General features: G+C 42.5%; 14 protein-coding genes and 1 riboswitch. Of the genes, 13 read left to right on the forward strand and 1 reads right to left on the reverse strand.

Going from position 1 to position 21,123, the window contains the following annotated elements; translation table 11 throughout:
* Positions 1-91: 91 nt before the first annotated feature.
* The 6 genes from ACSAJE_RS12770 (at position 92) to ACSAJE_RS12795 (ending at position 10,692) form a co-directional block, all read left to right on the forward strand.
* A complete protein-coding gene (locus tag ACSAJE_RS12770; protein ID WP_458009291.1) occupies positions 92-3,718 on the forward strand; it encodes an Ig-like domain-containing protein in 3,627 nt (1,208 codons plus the stop codon).
* Positions 3,719-3,910: 192 nt separating this feature from the next.
* Positions 3,911-6,586, forward strand: coding sequence for a bifunctional glycosyltransferase/CDP-glycerol:glycerophosphate glycerophosphotransferase (locus ACSAJE_RS12775; protein WP_458009292.1), 2,676 nt, complete (start codon positions 3,911-3,913; stop codon positions 6,584-6,586).
* Between the two features lie 115 nt (positions 6,587-6,701).
* Positions 6,702-7,874, forward strand: coding sequence for an alginate O-acetyltransferase AlgX-related protein (locus ACSAJE_RS12780; protein ID WP_458009293.1), 1,173 nt, complete (start codon positions 6,702-6,704; stop codon positions 7,872-7,874).
* A gap of 1 nt (position 7,875) precedes the next feature.
* Positions 7,876-9,294, forward strand: a complete 1,419-nt coding sequence (locus tag ACSAJE_RS12785; protein ID WP_118691057.1) for an MBOAT family O-acyltransferase — start codon at positions 7,876-7,878, stop codon at positions 9,292-9,294.
* Positions 9,295-9,304: 10 nt separating this feature from the next.
* A complete protein-coding gene (locus ACSAJE_RS12790; RefSeq protein WP_444156040.1) occupies positions 9,305-9,712 on the forward strand; it encodes a GtrA family protein in 408 nt (135 codons plus the stop codon).
* A 56-nt stretch (positions 9,713-9,768) separates the two neighbouring features.
* Positions 9,769-10,692, forward strand: coding sequence for a glycosyltransferase family 2 protein (locus tag ACSAJE_RS12795; protein ID WP_118691059.1), 924 nt, complete (start codon positions 9,769-9,771; stop codon positions 10,690-10,692).
* Positions 10,693-10,730: 38 nt separating this feature from the next.
* On the opposite strand, the gene ACSAJE_RS12800 is transcribed toward ACSAJE_RS12795, so the two are convergent.
* On the reverse strand, positions 10,731-12,578 hold the full coding sequence (locus ACSAJE_RS12800; RefSeq protein WP_458009294.1) for a DUF3329 domain-containing protein: 1,848 nt from the start codon (positions 12,576-12,578) through the stop codon (positions 10,731-10,733).
* A gap of 280 nt (positions 12,579-12,858) precedes the next feature.
* On the opposite strand from ACSAJE_RS12800, the gene ACSAJE_RS12805 reads away from it, so the two are divergent.
* The 7 genes from ACSAJE_RS12805 to ACSAJE_RS12835 all read left to right on the forward strand — a co-directional run bounded on the left by ACSAJE_RS12805 (position 12,859) and on the right by ACSAJE_RS12835 (position 20,782).
* Entirely contained in the window at positions 12,859-14,349 is a 1,491-nt protein-coding gene (locus ACSAJE_RS12805; protein ID WP_182448307.1) for a glycosyltransferase family 39 protein, read from the forward strand.
* A gap of 72 nt (positions 14,350-14,421) precedes the next feature.
* Positions 14,422-15,585: a polysaccharide pyruvyl transferase family protein gene (locus tag ACSAJE_RS12810; protein WP_022024857.1), complete on the forward strand. Its 1,164-nt coding sequence runs from the start codon at positions 14,422-14,424 to the stop codon at positions 15,583-15,585.
* A 1-nt stretch (position 15,586) separates the two neighbouring features.
* Positions 15,587-16,456 carry a class I SAM-dependent methyltransferase gene (locus ACSAJE_RS12815; protein WP_444156043.1) on the forward strand — a complete coding sequence of 290 codons (870 nt, stop codon included), beginning with the start codon at positions 15,587-15,589 and terminating at the stop codon, positions 16,454-16,456.
* On the forward strand, positions 16,456-17,334 hold the full coding sequence (locus ACSAJE_RS12820; RefSeq protein ID WP_118506886.1) for a DUF4430 domain-containing protein: 879 nt from the start codon (positions 16,456-16,458) through the stop codon (positions 17,332-17,334). The genes ACSAJE_RS12815 and ACSAJE_RS12820 overlap by 1 nt, the downstream gene beginning before the upstream one ends.
* Positions 17,335-17,367: 33 nt before the next feature.
* Positions 17,368-18,327, forward strand: coding sequence for an energy-coupling factor transporter transmembrane component T (locus ACSAJE_RS12825; RefSeq protein ID WP_458009295.1), 960 nt, complete (start codon positions 17,368-17,370; stop codon positions 18,325-18,327).
* On the forward strand, positions 18,327-19,979 hold the full coding sequence (locus tag ACSAJE_RS12830) for an ABC transporter ATP-binding protein (RefSeq protein WP_458009296.1): 1,653 nt from the start codon (positions 18,327-18,329) through the stop codon (positions 19,977-19,979). Before ACSAJE_RS12825 ends, ACSAJE_RS12830 begins: the two co-directional genes overlap by 1 nt.
* Complete coding sequence (locus ACSAJE_RS12835; protein ID WP_458009297.1) at positions 19,979-20,782, forward strand: ECF transporter S component; 804 nt, start codon at positions 19,979-19,981, stop codon at positions 20,780-20,782. The genes ACSAJE_RS12830 and ACSAJE_RS12835 overlap by 1 nt, the downstream gene beginning before the upstream one ends.
* A gap of 86 nt (positions 20,783-20,868) precedes the next feature.
* Positions 20,869-21,049: riboswitch (cobalamin riboswitch) on the forward strand.
* The last annotated feature ends 74 nt before the right edge of the window (positions 21,050-21,123 follow it).

Raw genomic sequence — 21,123 nt, forward strand, 5'->3', positions numbered from 1 at the left:
ATATTTTTTTAATTTTTTTGACACATATTGGCGGTAGAATGGTGAACGAAAATAGATGTCTTGAAGATAGATTGGGAGGTATCATGAGAATATGAGATTAGGTGGTTTGAGTAAAAAGTTGATGGCTGTTGCATTGTCGAGTGTTATGGTGGTGTCCGGTTTTGCGGGGCTTGCACCAGCCGTTTCCGTGAGTGCAGCAGATGGTACTGCAAAGTTACGTATGATCTTTACATCAGATCTGCATGGACAGTTGACGACAGAGGATTATGAGACCGGCAAGGTCTACACGACGGGTGGTTTGTCGAGGACGGCAACATTGATCAAGAAAGCGAAGGCAGAAGTCAATGCAAAGAATTCTTTGTTATTTGATCTGGGAGATGTTCTCTTTGATTATACAACGGATTACATATACGATGTAAATAGTTCGGCACAGCAGCCGATGTACACTGCGATGGCCAAGATGGGATACGATGCGATCACACTTGGAAATCATGAATTTGATTATACACTGGATTATATTCAAAAACAGTTGTCTTCTACCGGGATGTCCGGTAAGGTGGTATTGTCGAATGTTACAAATGTCAATACAGGAGCACATATTTGGGCAGAGAATAAGATCATTACTAAGAATCTGGTAACAGAGTCTGGTAAGACAATCTCAGTCAAGGTAGGTTTGATCGGTGAGACAGTTCCCACTTTAGCTAAGAAACGAACCAATTACACCGGAGTGCTGAATGGAGAAGATATTGTCAAAAATGTCAAAAAGGAAGTACCGATCCTGCAAAAGAAAGGTGCAGATATCATTGTCGTACTGGCACACTCCGGTATTGGAGAGCAGAAACCGGCAGAGTTAGATGCCAATACGGGATATGCTTTGACGAAGATCAGTGGGGTAGATGCGGTACTCTGCGGTCACCTTCACAAAGATTTTCCGGATGCCAATGGAACAAAATATGATGATTATCCGGGGGTCAATAAGACAACGGGTATTGTGAACGGCAAACCGCTTGTCCAGATCGAAAACCGAGGAGCAAGCATTGGTATGGTTGATCTGAATATCGGTACGAAGAATAACAAACCGACGATCACAGGAAAGTCTACACAGATCCGAAAAGTTAATGCTTCTACAGAGGTAGATCCAACGATCAACGCAGCATTTGGAAACTGGACCAAAACATTTATGGCTGATAGCAGCCAGATCCTCAGTGAGGTAGCGGCAGATACACAATTACAAAATTATTTTGGTACGATGGAAGATAATGATGCAATCCAATTGTTGAATAATATTAAGATCAGTTATGGATTGCAATACATCAATAAAACGAAGACACAATACAGAAATCTCCCGGTAGTTGCGGCGTCTACTTATCTAAAATACGGATCGTCCGATGGAGAGGATTACATAGATATTCAAAATCAGTTTAAGAAGGCAAATATTTATGATCTGGTCAGTTATCGGACAGGCTTGTATATCTACAAGATGACAGGCGCACAGATCCGGGAATGGATGGAGTGGTCCGCAGGCGGTTATGAGCAGGCCGGCAAAAATCTGTTGGGAGACAATGCACCGGCAGAACCGACAGCATCACCGGCAGAACTGACAGCATCACCGGATGTAGCAACCGGATCAGCAGTGTCTGCGGGGACGGCAGACAGAGAGGAAGAGACATCTTCTCAGGCGGCGGTATATGAGTCTCAGACAAATACTGCGCCGGCAGCGCAAAGTAGTTTACAGCAGAAAAATGCTTTGCTTCAGACCAAGGGGCTGCCATCGTTAGGAGATATCTTAAACTATGATTCCAGCAAACCGTTTCAGTTCGTAATGCAGGATGATTATCTGACGGATTGGTCACAGTATTTTATATTTGATGGATTAGAGTACAAGATAGATACGACAGTAGCGCCTCGTTATGATGCAACGGGGAAAAAGATCAACGATACCCATCGTATCGTATCCTTGACACGCAACGGAGCAAATATTTCAAATACGGCCTCCTTTATTGTGTTGTCTAATAAATTGCCGGATAACAATCTGTTTAAGACGATGAAGCCGACAATACTATCCATTAGCAAAAAGGCGTTGTATCGCAGCTATATTCAGTCCTTTATCGAGAAGATACAAATGGCCAGCGGTACGATCAAGCCGATGCAGGATAATAACTGGAGTGTAAAATACTCGGATAACTATAACTATATTGTACAGAGTGGTGCTAAGGCGTCCCGCTATTTAGGCAGCAAGGGATGGATTAAAGCATCGATCGGTGGCGATAGTAATGTTCGGTATTACGTAGCAAATCCAAACGAAAAGTCTACGACGGATACGACAGGACCTTGCCTGACAGCTGTTGTGAAAGATGAGAGTGTTACGAACAAAAAGGTACAGGTATTGATTCAGGCGACGGATCCTTCAGGAATTGCGTCCGTTCGTTATGCGGCTGGCAAATATACGGCAGACAATGCAATTTGGAAGACGGCATCAAAGATCAACGGTAACGTATGGTCTTGTGACCGCAATGGAACCTTTACCATTTGCGCAACTGATAAGAAAGGTAATAACAGTGTTGTCGTACTCAAAATACTCAACATCAATAAGAGTATGTTGTCGGCACCGGTAGTAGATGGTTATACAAACCGTAAGACGAAGATTACCGGTAAGGCAGAAGCCTATGCCAGAGTATATTTTAAGGTTGAGGGGGGCGCAACGTATTCTACAGTTGCAACCAAGAGTGGTACGTTCTCTTACAAGATGCCGCCACAGAGAGCCGGCAAACGCATCTTTGTATATGTTGTTGACAGTAAGGGAATGACAAGTGCACGTACGATCGTGACCGTAAAACGAACCGGTCCGAATAGGCCGACACTTCACAAAGTTAAGACGAACAGCAAACTGGTAACAGGTAAGGTAAACGACAATTATGCTTATCCAATGATCCTTGTAAACAACAAAACAGTATATGTACCAAATCAGAACGTCAAGGCATTGTACCGTAAGTCTTCGTTCTACAAGAAGAAAAACAAGGTCAAAGTGGGACGTATTGCACTGAACAAGAATGGATCCTTTACGTTGACGCTGCCGTCTACGCTGAAGGCCGGTACAAAAGTTGAGCTTCGCACGGTAGATGCGGTATCCAGATGCAGTTTGTCGACACATGTGATCACAAATCAGGCGGTGCCGATCAGACCGACGATTTCGCATGTCAGCAATAAGACGACGAAAGTAAAAGTGTATGCCTATGAAAAATGTAAAAAGGCAGTTGTAAAGATTGGCAAGAAACGTTATGTGGCAACCAAAGGAAAGTATAAGTCCAAATCAAAACGTTACTGCTATACTGTAAAGATACCGAGAACCAATTCCACAGGCACTTTGAAAGTATACGTTGTGAATGTGAAAGGCGGAAGCCCGGTGCTGCGTGTTCATCCGGTACAGAAAGTACCAGACAGTCCGATTGTTGTAAGTGCACCAACCGGCAAAGGAAAGGTTGTCGGCAAGGTGAATTTGGTCGGCGCACCAAAGAATAAGGCTGCCACGGTTTCTAACACAAAGACCAAAGTTGCTGCGACAGTAGCCGGCAAGGTGTATAAGGGAAAGGTGAAAAAAGATGGCACGTTTGTTATAAAAATACCAAAGCTTAAAAAGGGTACAAAGTTTAAGGTGACGGCAAGCAACCGATATGGCAAGAGCGTACCGCGGGTCAGCAAGGTCGGTAAGAAAAAGTGATCATATTTTGCATCATAGTGAATAGTTGCGAAATATAGAGAAATATTTTATAATAAAAGGTACTATTGGTTTGAAAGGGAATGCAGGAGAACAAAACGGTTGTTTTCCTGCGTTTCGTTCGTTAATATTAGGACAAGCAGGAAGGAGTATGCGCACTGCGGGAGTAGTGACAGAAAGTGAAAAGAAGAGGATATGGAAAACAGTCGATTTAAATTTTCGGTAATTATACCGGTATATAATGTGGAGAATTACTTGGAGGAGACGATCCAATCTGTTATACATCAGACGATTGGATTCAAGAAAAATATTCAGATCATTTTGGTCAATGATGGAAGTCCGGATGATAGTGGTAAAATATGTGAGAAATATCAGAGGGAATATCCGGATAACATTGTATATGTTGAACAGAAAAATGCAGGTGTCAGTGCCGCTAGAAATAACGGATTAAAATATGCAGAAGGCGAAATTATCAATTTTTTGGATTCTGATGACAAATGGGGAAAAACTGCTTTTAAGCGTGCGTATCGCTTTTTTCAAAAATACGGAAATGAGATTGATATTGTTGCCGGCCGTATCAAATATTTTGAAATGAAAGATAATTACCATGTATTGGATTATAAATTTGATAACGACAAACTTGTGGATATTCAGAAAGATCATGAATATATACAGCTAAGTATGGCGACAACATTTGTTCGCGCTGAGGCATTAAAAGGACGACAATTTGATTCTCGAATCCGTTATGGAGAGGACTGTCTTTTGATCAATACCATATTATTTGACAAGTGTAAATATGGCGTTATTCGAGATTGCGTATATTATTACCGTATGCGTAATACCGGAACATCCGCAATGCAAAACACAATTTCCCAGAAGACATGGTATTTTGACACAGAAAAACTTGTGTTTCAACATCTTCTTGAAATGTCCAAAGAAAAATTTGGCAAGCCGATCAAATATGTACAGTATCTCGTTATGTATGATATGAAATGGCGGCTGCGTACTGTTGTGCCGTCAGGTGTGTTGACAGAGGAGGAGAAGAAACAGTATTTGGAGCTTCTTCACGTTATTTTGCAAGATATTGACGATGATATGATCGCTACTCAGAAAAATTGCCTAAGTCTGCATTACCTGCTTGCTTATCAATTAAAATACCAAAAGGATTGCCGGGATGAAATAACGTTTGATGGCGGTTTGGTTTGTTTTCATGGACAGCGGTTAACGCATATGGCAAGACGACGTTTTTTGACATTAGACTTTGTAGATATTAAGGATAATGTACTGGAAATTACCGGTCAGGCAGATTTTTGGATATATGAGGATGATTATAAAATTTTGTTTGAGGATCAAAATGGAACAGAGTATTATCCGACATATTATCCACTACCATTTCGAACAAGACATGGTTTGTTAGGCGATTATGGTGACGTTAGAGGATATCACGTATCCATACCGTTAGCCGGAGTCAGAAGGCTTCGTGCCGTATTTGAATACAAAAACGGTGAAAGATGTTATATGATGATCGGTTATGGTAAGTTTTGCCAATTAACGCATGCGATGGATTCTTCGTATGGTTTATACGATCGCCATATCCTGCGTGCCAAGGGAAAGACCATATATGTTCAGAAAAAAACAAGAAAACGCTATCGTAAATGTGAGCGCAGATATTGTTTGGAACTGGTAAAAAAAGGATATTTTAAAGAATACTTTTATCGTTATGCGACAAGAGTATTTCGTAAAATCCACAGCAATAAAAAGATTTGGTTGTTGTCAGATCGAATCAATTTGGCACGAGACAACGGGGAAGCACTGTTTCAATACCTGAACCGGATTGACACCGGAAATGTTGATGTTTATTTTGATATTTCCAAGAAATGCAGTGATTATGAACGCATGAAACAGATAGGAAAGGTAGTGCCACATGGTTCATTTCGATATTGCATGTATTTTTTGTCAGCGGATAAGATCATATCTGCACATATTGATGAGTATGTGATCAATGCCTTTGGTGTGAAGAGAGATTACTTGAAAAACCTCTTCCGATTTGATTTTGTATTCTTACAGCATGGACTGACGAAGGATGATCTGTCCGGGTGGGTGAACCGTTTTAACAAGAACATCAGCCTATTTGTGACGGCAGCGAAACCAGAGTATCAATCCATTGTGGATGGCAATTATTTTTATACAGACAAGGAAGTTAAGTTGACCGGTTTTCCAAGGTTTGACAATCTTGTGGCTGATAAAACAAAGAAGCAGATCATCATACTGCCAACCTGGAGAAAGCAGCTTGCGAACTCTATTGATCAAAAAACAGGGCAGCGCATTTACAACGATACATTTAAGAACTCTGCCTTCTTTAAGTTTTATGATCGGTTGATTCAAGACGAACGTCTGCTTGACTGTATGCGTGAACATGGATACACAGGTAAATTCTGTCTGCATGTAAATCATATGGAGCAGATTGGCGATTATCATGGCAATGATGTGATTCAGATTCATGAAGGTGCATTGAACTATCAAAAAGAATTTGTGGAGAATGCATTAATGATCACAGACTATTCAAGCGTGGCATTTGATTTTGCTTATATGAAGAAAAGTCTGGTGTATGCGCAGTTTGACCGCGAAGCCTTCTTTGAGGGACAAACATACGATGAAGGCTATTTCAATTATGAAACGGATGGTTTTGGTCCGGTATGCTATGATTATGAGACGACTGTGCAGTCGATCATTGATGCGATCAAACGTGATTGTGAAATGTCGGAAGAGTATAAGAAGAGAGTAGACAACTTCTATTACAAGACAGATACAGATAATTGCAAACGAGTATATGAGGCAATTTTAGCGATTGATCAGAATAAAGAAGCGTAAAAAGGGCATCTTATACTATTTGATAAAATAGAGATATGACGCATAAAGTGCGCAGCAGCAACAGTTTGATCAATATAGAAGAAAGCGAGAAAGCGAGGAAAAGAGGATCGCACGAATGAAGTGGATAAAAATACTATTTATTGGATGTTTTGTGGCGTTTATCGGGTTCACAGGGCTTAAGACGATAGCAGGCAAAGAGGCGAAAAGTCTGACAGAGGGCAGGAGTTTGACTCAATTTCCGGATCTGGATTATTCGGAAATGACGAAAGATTCATATCTTTCTGAGGTTGAGAATGCGTTTTCAGATCAGCTCAGCAGTCGCGAGAATAAAATCCGCCAATATTATGATCTGACAGTAAATAAGCTTCATATGAAGTATGCCGGTTCAGTTTCTATTGGAAAAGACAATCAATTATTTGAACAACCGCAAGTGATCAATGACTATGCGGCATTTGACCGCGAAGTAAAGAAAATCGCTAAGGTTGTGAATAGAGAAGCTGCCAAGATCACAAAAAATGGCGCAAAGTTTCTTTTTATCAATTATCCACGTAAAGATGTAGGTGCTAAACAGTATCTGCCAAGTTATTATCCGGATTCTACGAAAGATTATCAACGATATATTCGTATACTTCGGCAAGAATTGTCGGACGATGTGATATTCATCGATGCAAATGAGCTGTTTCAAAAATATGATGGAGATGGATTACTGTATTACAAGACAGATCATCATGTAAATGCAAATGGTTCGCAGCTTGTTTATGATGAAGTCATGAAATATGTGAAACAGCAGTTCCCGGCAACCCAGACAAAGTCATTGTCAGACTATCGAATCAAGCAAAAGGTAGTTGCCGGATCCTTTAACCGTAAGATTGGATATGTAGTGTCAGCCGGTAAAGAAGAGATTACTCTTCGACCAAAATGGAAACTAAAATATAAACGGCTAAACAGTAAGGCGCCGCTTTTTGGCAAAGGAGACACTTATGCCAGTGCGTTTATGGGTGGTGATTATGCGTATACTGATATTACGACACCTCAGAAGGATGCCGCTAAGATCATGATCAGCGGAAGTTCCTATACGAATGCATTGGAAGCGATGATCATTCCAAGCTGCAGAGAGATGATATCGTACGATTATCGCTATAATACGAAGTCCGGTACTTTGGCACAAGAAGCAGCAAGGCAATCTCCGGATTACGTGATCTATATACCAAATCAATCAGATGCTCATTTTTCCTATGAGACATTTCGTCAACATTTGGGATTAAGCAATAAGGCAGGAAAGGAATAGTATGGTTTTTAGTAGTGCTGTGTTCGTTTTTGGATTTATGCCGCTGTTGTTATTTTTATATTTTTTGGCGGAACCCAAATACCGTAATTATATATTATTGATATTTAGTCTGATCTTTTATGGCTGGGGCGGAGTTAATTATTTGCTGCTTATGTTAGCAGTGGTTATGTCGGATTATGTATTTGCAATTGCGATCGCGCAGATCAAGACACAGAAAATACGTAAGCTGTTTGTCGTGTTTTCAGTGGTCGTAAATCTGGGGGTGCTCGGTTATTACAAATACACGAATTTCTTTATTGAAAACATCAATCATTTCATCAAAAATGATATTAAAATTGCGACAATCGTATTGCCGATCGGTATATCGTTCTTTACGTTTCAGGCGATGAGTTATGTCATTGATGTATATCGTGGTGATGTTGCAGCACAGAAAAATCCGTTTTACGTTATGTTGTATGTATCGCTGTTTCCGCAGCTTGTAGCAGGTCCGATCGTCCGCTACAAAACCGTAGAAAATGAAATTGCACATCGACAGATACATATGGAGGATGTTGCAGACGGACTGGAACGGTTTATACTTGGTTTTGCAAAGAAGATCATTATTGCAAATAATGTAGGGGCATTGGCAGATAAAATTTTTGAAATGAATAGTATTGATATGCCGCTTGCCTGGCTTGGAGCAATTGCCTATACGCTGCAGATTTACTTTGATTTTTCGGCGTATTCGGATATGGCGATCGGTCTGGGACGTGTCTTTGGGTTTCATTTTGAGGAAAACTTTAACTTCCCATATATCGCAAAATCGGTTGGTGACTTTTGGCGGCGCTGGCATATTTCATTAACTACGTGGTTCCGTGACTATGTATATATTCCGCTCGGTGGTAACCGCAAGGGGATGCCTCGGATGTATGTGAACATGTTCATTATATGGACACTTACCGGCATATGGCATGGCGCAGAGTGGAACTTTATTTTGTGGGGAATGTATTATTTTGTGTTTCAGGCGATTGAAAAGTTATTCCTTGGAAAATGGCTTGCGAAGATACCGCGTGTATTCCAGCATATATATACCATGTTTGTTGTGACACTTGGCTGGGTATTGTTCCGTTGCGATTCTGGATTATCTCAGTGTGTGACTTGGTTTAAGGCATTGTTCTCAGGTAATGTTACGAGCGAGGGAATGTCATTGCTGTATATGTATGCAGTACAGTATGGTGTTTATCTTGTACTTGGTGTGATTCTTTCCATGCCGATATATCGTGTTCTGAAGGCAGCAGTCTACAAGCGGATACAAAAGAACCGCATCTGCAAATGGGCATGTGCTGCAGCAGGATATGCGGTACTGTTAGCGCTGTTTTATGTTAGTGTATTGTATTTGGTCAATTCCACGTACAATCCGTTTATTTACTTTAGATTCTAGGAGGTCTGAGATGAAACTGATCGACAAGACAACGATAAAATTTATTTTGGTTGGAATAGTGAATACACTTGTTGGTACCGGTGTTATGTTTTTGATGTATAATTTACTGCATGCAAGTTATTGGATCTCATCAGCATCGAATTACATCATTGGTAGTATTGTGAGTTACGTTCTGAACAAGTATTTTACATTTCAGAATAATGAGAAATCATTTGCGATGATCATTAAGTTTGTTATCAATATTTCCATCTGTTATCTGGCAGCATATGGCGTTGCCAAGCCGCTGGTGCGCATGGTATTAAGCGGTGCATCTAAAAGCATACAGGAAAATCTGGCAATGCTTGTTGGTATGGGATTGTTTGTTGTATTGAACTATTTTGGTCAGCGTTTTATCGTATTTAAGAAGGATGAGGCTTAATAGAGGTTTTGAAACTGTCATAAGTTTGCAGATTAAGAAAGGGCTAGAGGTATAGGATGAGTTTATTATCAATTATAATACCGGCATACAATGAAGGTGCATTGATCCAAAATACGGCTTCGGTTGTCGCAGATATCATGGAAAAACACAGTATAGATTATGAAATCGTATTTGTGAATGACGGATCAAAAGATGCGACATGGGATGAAATTCAAAAGGCACACCGGAATAATGAGAAAGTATGCGGAGTATGTTTCTCAAGGAACTTTGGAAAAGAAGGCGCAGTATTTGCCGGTTTGGAATATGCGAAAGGAGACTGCTGTGTCGTTATGGACTGTGATCTGCAGCATCCACCGGAGACGATCATAGAGATGTATCATCTGTGGGAGCGTGGATATGAGGTCATTGAGGGTGTCAAAGCAGATCGTGGTAAGGAAAGCTTTATACATAAAATATTTGTTAAAATGTTTTATGGCATGATGAGTGAGTCCACAGGAATTGATATGTCCAGAGCCTCTGATTTCAAATTGCTTGATCGCAAGGCGGTAGATGCCTTTATTGCACTGCCGGAGAGACATGTTTTTTTCAGAGCATTGTCATCCTGGGTGGGATTTAAGACAACGAGTGTAGAATTTAATGTACAGGAGCGTGCTCAGGGAGAGTCAAAGTGGTCCTTTGCATCCCTGTTTCGTTATGCCATCAATAATGTCACATCGTTTTCAACGGCACCAATGCAGATTGTTATGGGATGTGGAATTGTTGTGTTTATATTCTCTCTTATTTTTTCAATATATTCTATCGTGAAATGGTTTATGGGATACTCTTTGGAGGGATTCACAACGGTTATTATTTTGCTGTTATTTATTGGAAGTGTATTGATGTTTGGCCTTGGAATTATAGGATATTATATAGCTAAAATATATGAAGAGGTTAAGCATAGACCACGTTATATTGTTAGAGAAACAACTGAGGATCATTAAGAATGATCCTCAGCGAATAGAATGGCGATCACGTCTGCTTAGCGGATAAAATTGCGATCGCGCCATAATGTAAAGGTTACACTGTCGACAAGACAGTGTTTCTTTTTGTTATAAACGATAACGTGCATTCCGCCGGCAGGAGAAGTCAGCTCCTGATTGTTCATTTTAATGCTGCAGTCAGCATCGATAGTATTGTACTTTCCCTGACTGAGCAATGAGAACTGTTTAGCGTCAATCGTGCAGTTATAAGAGAGCTTTTCCGTTCCGGTATTTGAGTATAGCGCTTTGCCATCATCAATTACGGCAAGGAATGACTGACGAAATGTCGGTGTTTTTGATATGCCGCATTTTTTGAGTATTTTTTTATCTGTGCGATTAAGAAACTGTGAACCATCATCGTGTACAGACAAAAATGCAGTGTATCCTTTTTTACGGATTGCCCGCAGGTATTCGGTAAAGTCAGAGCATTTCGTGAAACGTCTTTCTGTATTTTTATAGATAAGATCAAAGCGTTCCTGCTTCACTGCTTTGACCGAATCTAATTTATAATGTTCCGCAAAAACCCGATTAGTCCAAAAAGTCGGGAATTCTGACAGATCGCATAACATATATTGTGCAGAGTACTTGGTTGCCGGTTCTGGAGTGATGTATGGAACAACAACCTGTTTCGCACCTTTGGCAACCTGAGTTTCTACATAATTGACGCGGTCAGTGGCTGATTTATAACTGGTTACGACATCATAGGCACCGTTTACACCTTGATAGAATGTAAATAGCAGCAATACTGTCATACCGGCACTGCGGGCAAAATGCAGCTCTTTGCGGTCGTAAGCCGTGCCTGCAAGTCCGATGGAGCATGCAATTACCAACAATATTGTCACACCGAATGTAACACGGTCAGTTTGACGTCCCGGAGAAAGGATCAGTGCATATTCACAGGCAAATGCAGCTAATCCGAAGAGAATCTCAGAGTAAATAAGCTCTTTTGCTTTCTTTTGATAAATATGCAGTATGATAAAGAAAGCAAGTAACAAGATGAGAACGATCTGTTTTGTAAATAAAAACTTTGTTGCGTTAGCAAATCGCTCCGCAATGATCAATAAAGGGTTTCGGTCATCGACAACACTCATCGCATATTGCGGGTCATTCATTCGAACGGAATGACCGGGCGAAAAGATTAATAATGCATAACCAATCAGCGTACCGATCAGACCTTCAAACATCCATGCTTTTAATTTGGTCTTGGTAAAAAGAGCATAGACAATCCATCCAAGCATGATCATGATCAATGCACCGGAAGTGTTTTCACTGCTCCAACCGGCAACAACGGCTAATAGTATAAGCGGGATCTGTTGATACCAATGTTGACATGTGTTTTGACCATGAATAAAATACAGGCTGTACGGTAATAGCAAAGTGATGATCCAGACAGCCCCCCACATATAGTTGCATGTACCGACAAGCCATAGACATGTCTGTCCGATCACATCAACAAAAAGCCAAATGCTGCAGGGAATAAATAAGTAAGTCAGTGCGGAAATGTTTTTGGAAACTCGTGTATGTTTTGTTCCGTTAGCATGCAGATAAATGCAGTACGTAAGCCACAAAAACATTCCTGTATTTATAACGTCAAATAGTATTTTGTTTTGAGAGAGAAATACGCGTGCCAAAAAATGAGCGACAGAGCGTCCGTTCATATTCATGTATTGCATATATTCCTTGTGAAGCATATCAAGCAGAGATTTGCCACCCATATAAGTATAGTCATCAGCAACGTACGGGGTGAAAAGGTTAAAGCCCAAAAATACGAGCCCTGTTATAATAAACAGTATAATAAATGAATGATCCAGCAGGAAAATCGACAGTTGCTGCCACTTTTTTTTCATAATCGTTATCTCCTTAGCAATATTAATTATGCGTTATGCGCAGAAAGCGTGCGCAAATATATGATTAAATATGAATACACACTTCGATAATGGTAGCAGAATGCAAATATTATGTCAAATATAGATAGAGATTACGTCGGCGTTCATTCAAATATCATAATAGGCGTATCGTTGAAAAAAAGGGATGAATATGTTAACATGATACGCAGATTATATGAGGACACGATCATTATAAAAATGCAGAGAACTTAATAAGTGTTATAAAAGAATGGAGAACGCGATGCATCATGTAGAGAAACTATGTAATATTTTATATGTGTTATTATTTGGAATCCTGTTAATTGTAGTAATGGGGTCTATGTTTACGTGGTCTTTTCGCATGGTATGGATCCTTCCAATATTTGTAGCATTGTTTATTATATACATTACGAAAAAGAAGAGAATATTGAAAGAAGAATGGTGTTCGGTGCTTTGGTATATTGTATATGGGGCGTGTTTGGTGTTTTTGATCGCGTTTTCCTTTTTGTGTGAAGTGGCACCATCTTGGGATTGGGGGCAGGTGCTGGAATCGGCATCAGAGTATGTGTTGAAAGGGACGTTAGATGCAAAAGAATATTATGCACGTTATACCAATAATCAACTTTGCCTGATTTGTATGGTAACGTTATTTCAATGGATTCGTTTTGCTCTGCCGGATGCCAACTTTGTTGATTTTCAAGAAATATCCATTGTGATCAGTTGTATATTTGTATGGCTATCGATCGGGATGATCTATCTGATAGCTAAGAAAGTGTGGGGAAAACGCAGAGCGTGCATCGCAGGAATGCTGGCGGCCGGCTGCCTGCCGTTATATATGTACGCACAGTTTTTATATACAGATACGCCGGGGATGTTGTTACTGACGATACAGTTATATCTGGGAATCTGTATTTATAAAAGTCATCGTTTTTATCGGAAACTATGGCTAGGCATCTTACTTGGTATTGTGGCAGGGGTTACCTATCATATCAAAGTTATTCCGTTTATTGTTTTTTTAGCCATAGTGATCGCATTATTTTTACAGAAAGAGCGCTGGTATCAGAAATGTATACTGTTATTAATGATGAGCCTGACGTTGGGTGGCGTGATTCAATGCATTGGAGTGTATTCAGATCAATATGCAGAGGGCTGTTTTGGAATTACAGATGCAATAAAAGATGAGTGGGAGTACCCATTGACGCACTGGATCATGATGGGATTAAACGAAAAAAGCGATGGTGGCTATATGCAGGAAGATGTTGCATATACGGCGACCTTTGAGACAAAAAAAGAACGCACGGAGGAAAATATTCGCGTTATACTTGCAAGACTTCGCTGTTTTGGTGCAGCTGATTACATACATTTTATCTTTTTCGATAAAATGCCTCGCACCTGGGGGGACAGCTGTTTTGCAGGGGATGACTATTTGTTCCGTATGCCGTATTTGCCGGAGTGTCCTTTGGTACAGATTATGAAATGGAATGGAACGTCACACTCGTATTGCCTGATCTATACATGGACCTATTATGTGATCTTGTTTTTTGGTATTGTATTGTCAGGGTTATTGGCATTGGGACACCGGGGCAGGCAGGATCCGATGATGATCGGCAGGATCGCGATGATCGGTATTGCCTTGTTTCAGATATTGTGGGAATGTAACAGCCGCTATGTGATCACATTTTTGCCGATGATGATATTAATGGCACTTGATGGCTATTTTACTTGTAAACAACGCCTCACACAGGCAGATTGACTTGACAGGTGAAATATGATACCCTCAAACTGGGCGTTTGCCCTAAGAAGTTAATGGAGGACTACTACTATTATGAAGATAGGAATTATTTCGATCAATGCGCATACAAAAGTATTGAATTTTGCGTCACCGCTGCATTCTTATGCATTTCAGCAGTTTTTGAAAATGCATGGATATGACAGTGTGATCATTGATTATAAACCAAACTATTATGGACAATATAATCCGAGACACCCACTGTTTTACCAGTTGTCTCATCCGATGAAAAATAAAAAGAAACAGCGTGCAGCATTGAAAAAATGGCTTAAGCTGTTTATTCCGCGTCAGATCCGTTTTGATAAATTTCAGCGTTTTATCGACAAGTATTATATTACAACGGACGAGTGCTATAATGAGAATACACTCGATACAAACGATCTGGGACTGGACTGTTATATCTGTGCGACAGATGTTATTTGGAAATGTAATAAGAAAGCCGGATTTGACAGAGGATTTTTCTTAGCCTGCGATTCGATGAAAGGCAAATACAAGATCGCATATGCGGCTAGCCGTGGTCCGGTAGTAGAGCTGGAAGAGGACAAGCGTAAAACCTTTATTGAGTACATTTCACAGTTTCAAAACATATCGATCCGCGAGAAAAGTTTTGGGGAGTATATTAAGCGGATTTCCGGTATCGAGACAACGCATGTGTTAGATCCGGTATTGCTTCATGACAAGAGCTTTTATGAGCCGATCATTCAGCGGCCAAAGAGAAAGAAAGGCTATGTACTGCTCTATGTTGTTATGGAAAGTGCGATCCCATTGATCGAGCTTGCGGTCGATTTTGCCAAAGAGCATGATCTGGAAGTGATCGAACTTAGCGAGAATCTGGCAGATGCCAAAATTCCGGCAGGAACACGGCATAAAGTAGTTTATGATATTGGTATCGAGGAGTGGCTTGGTTATATGGATGAAGCAGAGTATATTTTCACCAATTCTTTCCATGCAACCTGTTTCTCCATCTTATTCCACAAGCAGTTTTTTGTCGGAAAGCGTAACGGCGACAAAATTTTGTCTGTCATGGAAATGTTTGGACTTTCGGATCGTCGTATTGAAGACTGTTTTGATGGACATAAGTGCATTGCCGACAATATTGATTTTGCGCCGGTGGAAGAGCTGCGCAAAGGCTATGTAGAGAGTTCTACGAAGTTTATTTTGGATGCACTGAAGCAGGCAGAACAGAGTCTGGAGGGATAATATGTGGATTGCAGACCGTTGGAAAGATTATGAAGTTATTGATACTTCAAATGGAGAGAAGCTGGAGCGCTGGGGTGATTATATTTTAGTGCGTCCGGATCCACAGGTTATTTGGAATACGCCACATAAAGAGCCGCGTTGGAAGCAAAAGAATGGACATTATCATCGCAGCAATCGTGGCGGCGGTGAATGGGAGTTCTTTGATCTCCCGAAGACATGGAAGATCCATTATGGAGAACTTGCGTTTCATTTGCAGCCATTTCAGTTTAAGCACACGGGGCTTTTTCCGGAGCAGGCAGTGAACTGGGATTGGTTTGGTGACAAGATCCGTCAGGCCAACAGACCGATCAAGGTATTAAATTTATTTGCTTATACAGGTGGAGCAACGCTTGCAGCAGCGGCAGCAGGAGCTTCTGTGACACATGTGGATGCGTCCAAAGGAATGGTCGCTTGGGCTAAGGACAACGCAGCACTGTCCGGTTTATCGGACAAGCCGATCCGCTGGCTGGTAGATGACTGCGTGAAATTTGTGGAGCGTGAGATCCGCCGTGGCAATCATTACGATGGAATTATTATGGATCCGCCTTCTTATGGAAGAGGGCCTAAGGGCGAGATATGGAAGATCGAAGAAAAGATTTTTCCATTTGTGGAATTGTGTACAAAAGTGTTAAGTAAGGATCCGTTGTTTTTCCTGATCAATTCCTATACGACCGGATTACAGCCGGCGGTATTGTCTTATATGATGAATACTGCGCTGGTACCAAAGTTTGGTGGTCATGTGGATGCACAGGAGATCGGATTGCCGGTAAGCAGCAATGGGCTGGTATTGCCGTGTGGTGCTTCCGGACGTTGGGAGAGGAGTAAGTCCTAATGAAGGGCGATAAGCGCAGAATCAAGAAAATAGTCACAGGCCTTGTGATCTTGGTACTGCTTGGGATCACGTTATCCGGTGTGCGGATCCGTTCGGTTGGTCAGTACAAACAAGAGCAGAAGCAGTTAGCAAATGATCTGTTTGCTACGCCGGATAAGACGCAGACAGACAACGGCACTGTATCAGAGACGGAGCCACCGGACGAGGTCGGTGCATCTGAGGCACCGGGAAGAACGTCAACGTCAGAACCGGGGAAACAGACGACAAAGCCTAAAACGGTGAAGGAATCGCCGCAACGTACGCCGGGGACGGATAACACCGCTTCGCCACAGCCTTCTGCGAAACAAAAACCGTCTGTAAAGAGGACGACAAAGCCGTTGAAGGCACGGAAAGCGACCGGGAAGCCGTCGACCAAAACGAAGCGGTCATCGTCGGTACCCAAAGCAACGAAGAAGCCATCCGCTGCGCAGAAAGCGACAGCAAAACCTGCAGCACTTACCTGTACGATAACGATCCGCTGTGACAGTTTACGGAAGCATTGGGATTCGTTATCGGATAAAGTAAAGGCCAAGATGCCGGAGAACGGTCTGTTTCTTAAGAAGACAACGGTAAATATCACGGCATCCGATACGGTATATTCGATCTTACAGAAGGTGTGCAAGGCGAAAAATATTGCGCTTGATGCAGAGTATAGTACGATGTTTTCGACAGAGTATATTCGGGGCATCGGATATTTATATGAAAAGGAAGCCGGCGATATGAGTGGCTGGCTGTACCGGGTAAATGGCAAGCTGCCTAATTATGGGGCTTCCAATTATTCAGTCAAAGCTGGAGATCATATCGAATGGCTGTATACTTGTACCGGAAAGGTCGAGTAGGAAATAGGGAAGAGAATGTAGTAAGGAGGAAGAATGCAAAGGTCAGCGTTTGAATCATTTCATCCGTGGGTGATATTTGGATATTTGGCAGCAGTACTTGCTGTGACAATGTCTACAATGCATCCTGTAATGATCGTGACGTCCTTTGTGATCTCCTTAGTATATTCTCTTTTTTTGTGCGGGCGCGTCGTGTGGAAGAGAAGTGTAATGACCGGACTGGGTGTGGCAGTGTTTACTATGGGAATCCTGCCGCTATTTCGACATAACGGTGCAACGCCATTGTTTTACATCAACGACATGGCAGTGACTCGGGAAAACATTTTCTTTGGCGGAATGATGACATTGCTGTTGCTGGCGGTACTACAATGGTTTTATGTATGGAATGAACTCTTTGGGGCAGAGAAGATCATGTATCTGATCGGGCGTTTTTTCCCAGCTGTTTCACTGGTGATCACGATGACACTTCGATATCTGCCGTTATTGGAGCGCAGAATGGATCAGATTCGTGCCGGGGAACGCGGGATGGGATCCGGGAGCAGTGTGCTTCGGCGGCTCTCGGTGCTTTTGTCGTGGTCGTTAGAGGATTCGATAGAGACATCGACAGCGATGGAAACGAGAGGCTATGGGATCGGCAGGAGATCTTCGTTTCATTTGTTTCACTTTCGGAAGCGGGATGCAGTCATGCTCGTGGTTTTTACAGGTCTTACGGCTGTTATTATCGGCCAGTTTCTTCGTCAGAAAGCATCCTGCCGGTATTATCCGGTGATCCGATATGCACCGCTTGGTCAGATGTATTTGCTGCTGGCTGGTTTTGGATTGCTGGCAATGCTGCCACTTGTATATGATGTGTGGCAGTGGATGGTTCGTTCTTTGGAGGAGCGAAAGCAGGGGAATACGGATGCTCACATAGCGATGGCGCAGTATTTAGAGCAGACCTATGGTGTTCCTTATCATGAACGAAAAGCAAGGAAAACGAGAGAAGGTGAGATGTGATGGCAGTTATGGAGTTTGCAAATGTGTCGTTTCGATATCCGACAAGTAAAGAACAGGTACTTAAGGAGGTATCTTTTCAGGTGCAAAAGGGCGAATTTATTGTTCTTTGCGGGGCATCCGGCAGCGGTAAGACGACCTTGTTAAAACATATGATCAAAAGCCAAATACCGATAGGGATTGGGAGCGGATCGATGTATTTTGCGGGGGCTGATATTGAAACGATGGATGACCGGGTCGCGGCATCGCAGATCGCCTATGTCGGCCAGGATCCGGAACACAATATGGTGACAGATTATATATGGCAGGAACTTGCTTTCGGATTGGAGAGTCTGGGGATGAGTGTTCCACAGATGCGGAGACGGACTGCGGAGATGGCGGAATATTTCGGGTTAGAATCGCTATTTCGGAAGCGTACGGCAGCCTTGTCGGGTGGACAGAAGCAGTTGGTGCAGTTAGCGGCAGCAATGGTCGTACAGCCGAAGCTGTTAGTGTTAGATGAGCCGACCTCACAGCTTGATCCCATGGAAGCAGGACGTTTTTTGGATACATTAGCCAAGCTGCATGAAGAATTTGGGGTGACCATATTTTTATCGGAACAGCGGTTAGACGGTGTTTTGCCGATAGCGGACCGCATTTTCGTGATGGAGGACGGTACAGTGACAGATACCACACCACGTAGAGTAGGGCATTTGCTGAAAGAACGTCATGATCCGGTTTATGCAGCGTTGCCAACAGCGGCTAAAACAGCACTATGTTGTGGGGAGTCCGGGGACTTGCCGCTTACTGTGCGGGAGGGAAAAGTATGGCTGCGAGACTATTTGAAAGCACATTCCGAAGTAAGCTTGGAGACAATTGTAGAAAGAATAACAAAAATGGCACCGGAAATATCTGTTTCGGAGTATTTCGGTAACGCGGACATCGAGAAGCAGGATATACAACGGGAAGACAGAACGACGATCCTTCATGCAAGTCAGGTATCATATGGATATGAAAAGGGAAAACCGGTTCTCCGTGACTTTGACTGGAAGCTGCCAAGGGGCAGTATCTATTGCATTATGGGCAGCAACGGCTCCGGCAAGAGCACAGCACTCAAAGTGATGGCCGGCATATATAAGCCACAGCGGGGCAGGGTGATCACAAAGGCGAAATGTACGTATCTGCCGCAAAATCCAAAAGCAGTCTTTTCGGAGACAACGGTAGAAGAGGAACTGACAGAGTTTTTGTACCGCAGAGGTAGCAGAGAAGCAGAAGTTATCGAGACTGTAGAGCAAATGTTACGTTTTGTGGAACTTTGTGAGGTGCGGCAGAGACATCCTTATGATTTGAGTGGTGGTCAAATGCAGAGGCTTGCGGTTGCGAAGGCACTGCTTACCAAACCGGAGATCTTATTACTGGATGAGCCGACGAAGGGATTGGATGCTGCCTTAAAGGAGAAATTGGGGCAGTATATTCAAAAAATTGTGGCAACCGGAGTGACAGTCGTGATCGTGTCGCATGATGTAGAATTTTGTGCAGATTATGCTACAGACTGTGCTTTATTATTTGATGGGAACTTGATCGGAGCGGATGCTGCCAACAGTTTTTTTGCGGACAATTATTTTTATACGCCTGCCGTACAGCGGTTGTTTGCAAACGAAAAGGAGGATGCGTGATGCGAAAGGCACGGGATGTTTCGTATCGGAGAAAATTTGACCTCAAGCAGGTGGAAAAAGCGCAGAATAAGCGGCAATGGATTTTGCTCGGTGTAGTGCTCAGCTTGCTGGCGTGTCTGGCTGTTGCAGGGACTACTGCTGTAGTAACAAAGCATTATATGCTGCTTAGTGCTGTCGTCTTGGTCGGCGGTCTGCTGCCAATGTTTTTTGTCTTTGAATACAGAAGACCGCAGGCAAGAGAGATCGTGACGCTTGCCATTATGACGGCACTCTGCGTCGGTGTCAACGAGCTGTGCAATCATACGATCCCACTCCATGCCGGAACGGCATTTGTCATTTTGACGGGAACGTGTTTAGGCCCGGAGGCTGGCTTTATGGTTGGTGCTTTAAGCAGACTGCTGTGCAACTTTTTTGACGGACAGGGGCCTTGGACCCCGTGGCAGATGTTGACGTGGGGATTGCTCGGGATCTGTTTTGGCGTTATTTATTCGCGGGGAAAACGCTTTCATAACTCGGTGCGCTTTGTGATAGGATTGGCAGTTATGGCATTTATCACAGTGTTTGTTGTATACGGTGGCATTATGAATTTTGCAGCGTGGTTAATGGATCATGCAATGAGTCCGCAAAACAGTGCACTCACGAAGGAAGAATTGCTAATGGTCTATGCAGCGGGCGTTCCGTATGATCTTACCCACGCCGGAACAACGGCTCTTTGCATTTTGCTGTTTGGTCATACCGTGATCGAAAAACTGCAGCGCATACAGATAAAATATGGGATATACAAAAGAACACCATGGCGTTGACAAACTATAGAATGGGGTGTTATCCTAGGAAAGATCGGTGGTGCGCAGATGCAGTCGCACTGCATGGATCAATGAAAAGATAAGATAATATTAGTAACTACTCGGGTTTTTGCGAAAAATTAATAGGGAAGGCGGTGTGAGTCCGCCACAGCCCCCGCTGCCGTATTAGGGGATGGCTGCAACAATATACCACTGGCATGATGCTGGGAAGGGGTTGCAGACAGGAGATCCTTAAGTCGGAAGACCTGCCCGGTAGGGTGAGATATGACCTTTCGGAGGGAGAGGGAGTGTTTTGACGAAATAATTTGCAAGTTGCGATTTTGTCATCACAATTCCTGCGT

The organism is Jutongia sp. SJQ-6 (assembly GCF_054161275.1).

Coding starts and splice junctions, on each gene's coding strand:
- ACSAJE_RS12770 (WP_458009291.1), top strand. CDS start 92: ATGAGATTAGGTGGTTTGAGTAAAAAGTTGATGGCTGTTGCATTGTCG.
- ACSAJE_RS12775 (WP_458009292.1), top strand. CDS start 3,911: ATGGAAAACAGTCGATTTAAATTTTCGGTAATTATACCGGTATATAAT.
- ACSAJE_RS12780 (WP_458009293.1), top strand. CDS start 6,702: ATGAAGTGGATAAAAATACTATTTATTGGATGTTTTGTGGCGTTTATC.
- ACSAJE_RS12785 (WP_118691057.1), top strand. CDS start 7,876: ATGGTTTTTAGTAGTGCTGTGTTCGTTTTTGGATTTATGCCGCTGTTG.
- ACSAJE_RS12790 (WP_444156040.1), top strand. CDS start 9,305: ATGAAACTGATCGACAAGACAACGATAAAATTTATTTTGGTTGGAATA.
- ACSAJE_RS12795 (WP_118691059.1), top strand. CDS start 9,769: ATGAGTTTATTATCAATTATAATACCGGCATACAATGAAGGTGCATTG.
- ACSAJE_RS12800 (WP_458009294.1), bottom strand. CDS start 12,578: ATGAAAAAAAAGTGGCAGCAACTGTCGATTTTCCTGCTGGATCATTCA.
- ACSAJE_RS12805 (WP_182448307.1), top strand. CDS start 12,859: ATGCATCATGTAGAGAAACTATGTAATATTTTATATGTGTTATTATTT.
- ACSAJE_RS12810 (WP_022024857.1), top strand. CDS start 14,422: ATGAAGATAGGAATTATTTCGATCAATGCGCATACAAAAGTATTGAAT.
- ACSAJE_RS12815 (WP_444156043.1), top strand. CDS start 15,587: ATGTGGATTGCAGACCGTTGGAAAGATTATGAAGTTATTGATACTTCA.
- ACSAJE_RS12820 (WP_118506886.1), top strand. CDS start 16,456: ATGAAGGGCGATAAGCGCAGAATCAAGAAAATAGTCACAGGCCTTGTG.
- ACSAJE_RS12825 (WP_458009295.1), top strand. CDS start 17,368: ATGCAAAGGTCAGCGTTTGAATCATTTCATCCGTGGGTGATATTTGGA.
- ACSAJE_RS12830 (WP_458009296.1), top strand. CDS start 18,327: ATGGCAGTTATGGAGTTTGCAAATGTGTCGTTTCGATATCCGACAAGT.
- ACSAJE_RS12835 (WP_458009297.1), top strand. CDS start 19,979: ATGCGAAAGGCACGGGATGTTTCGTATCGGAGAAAATTTGACCTCAAG.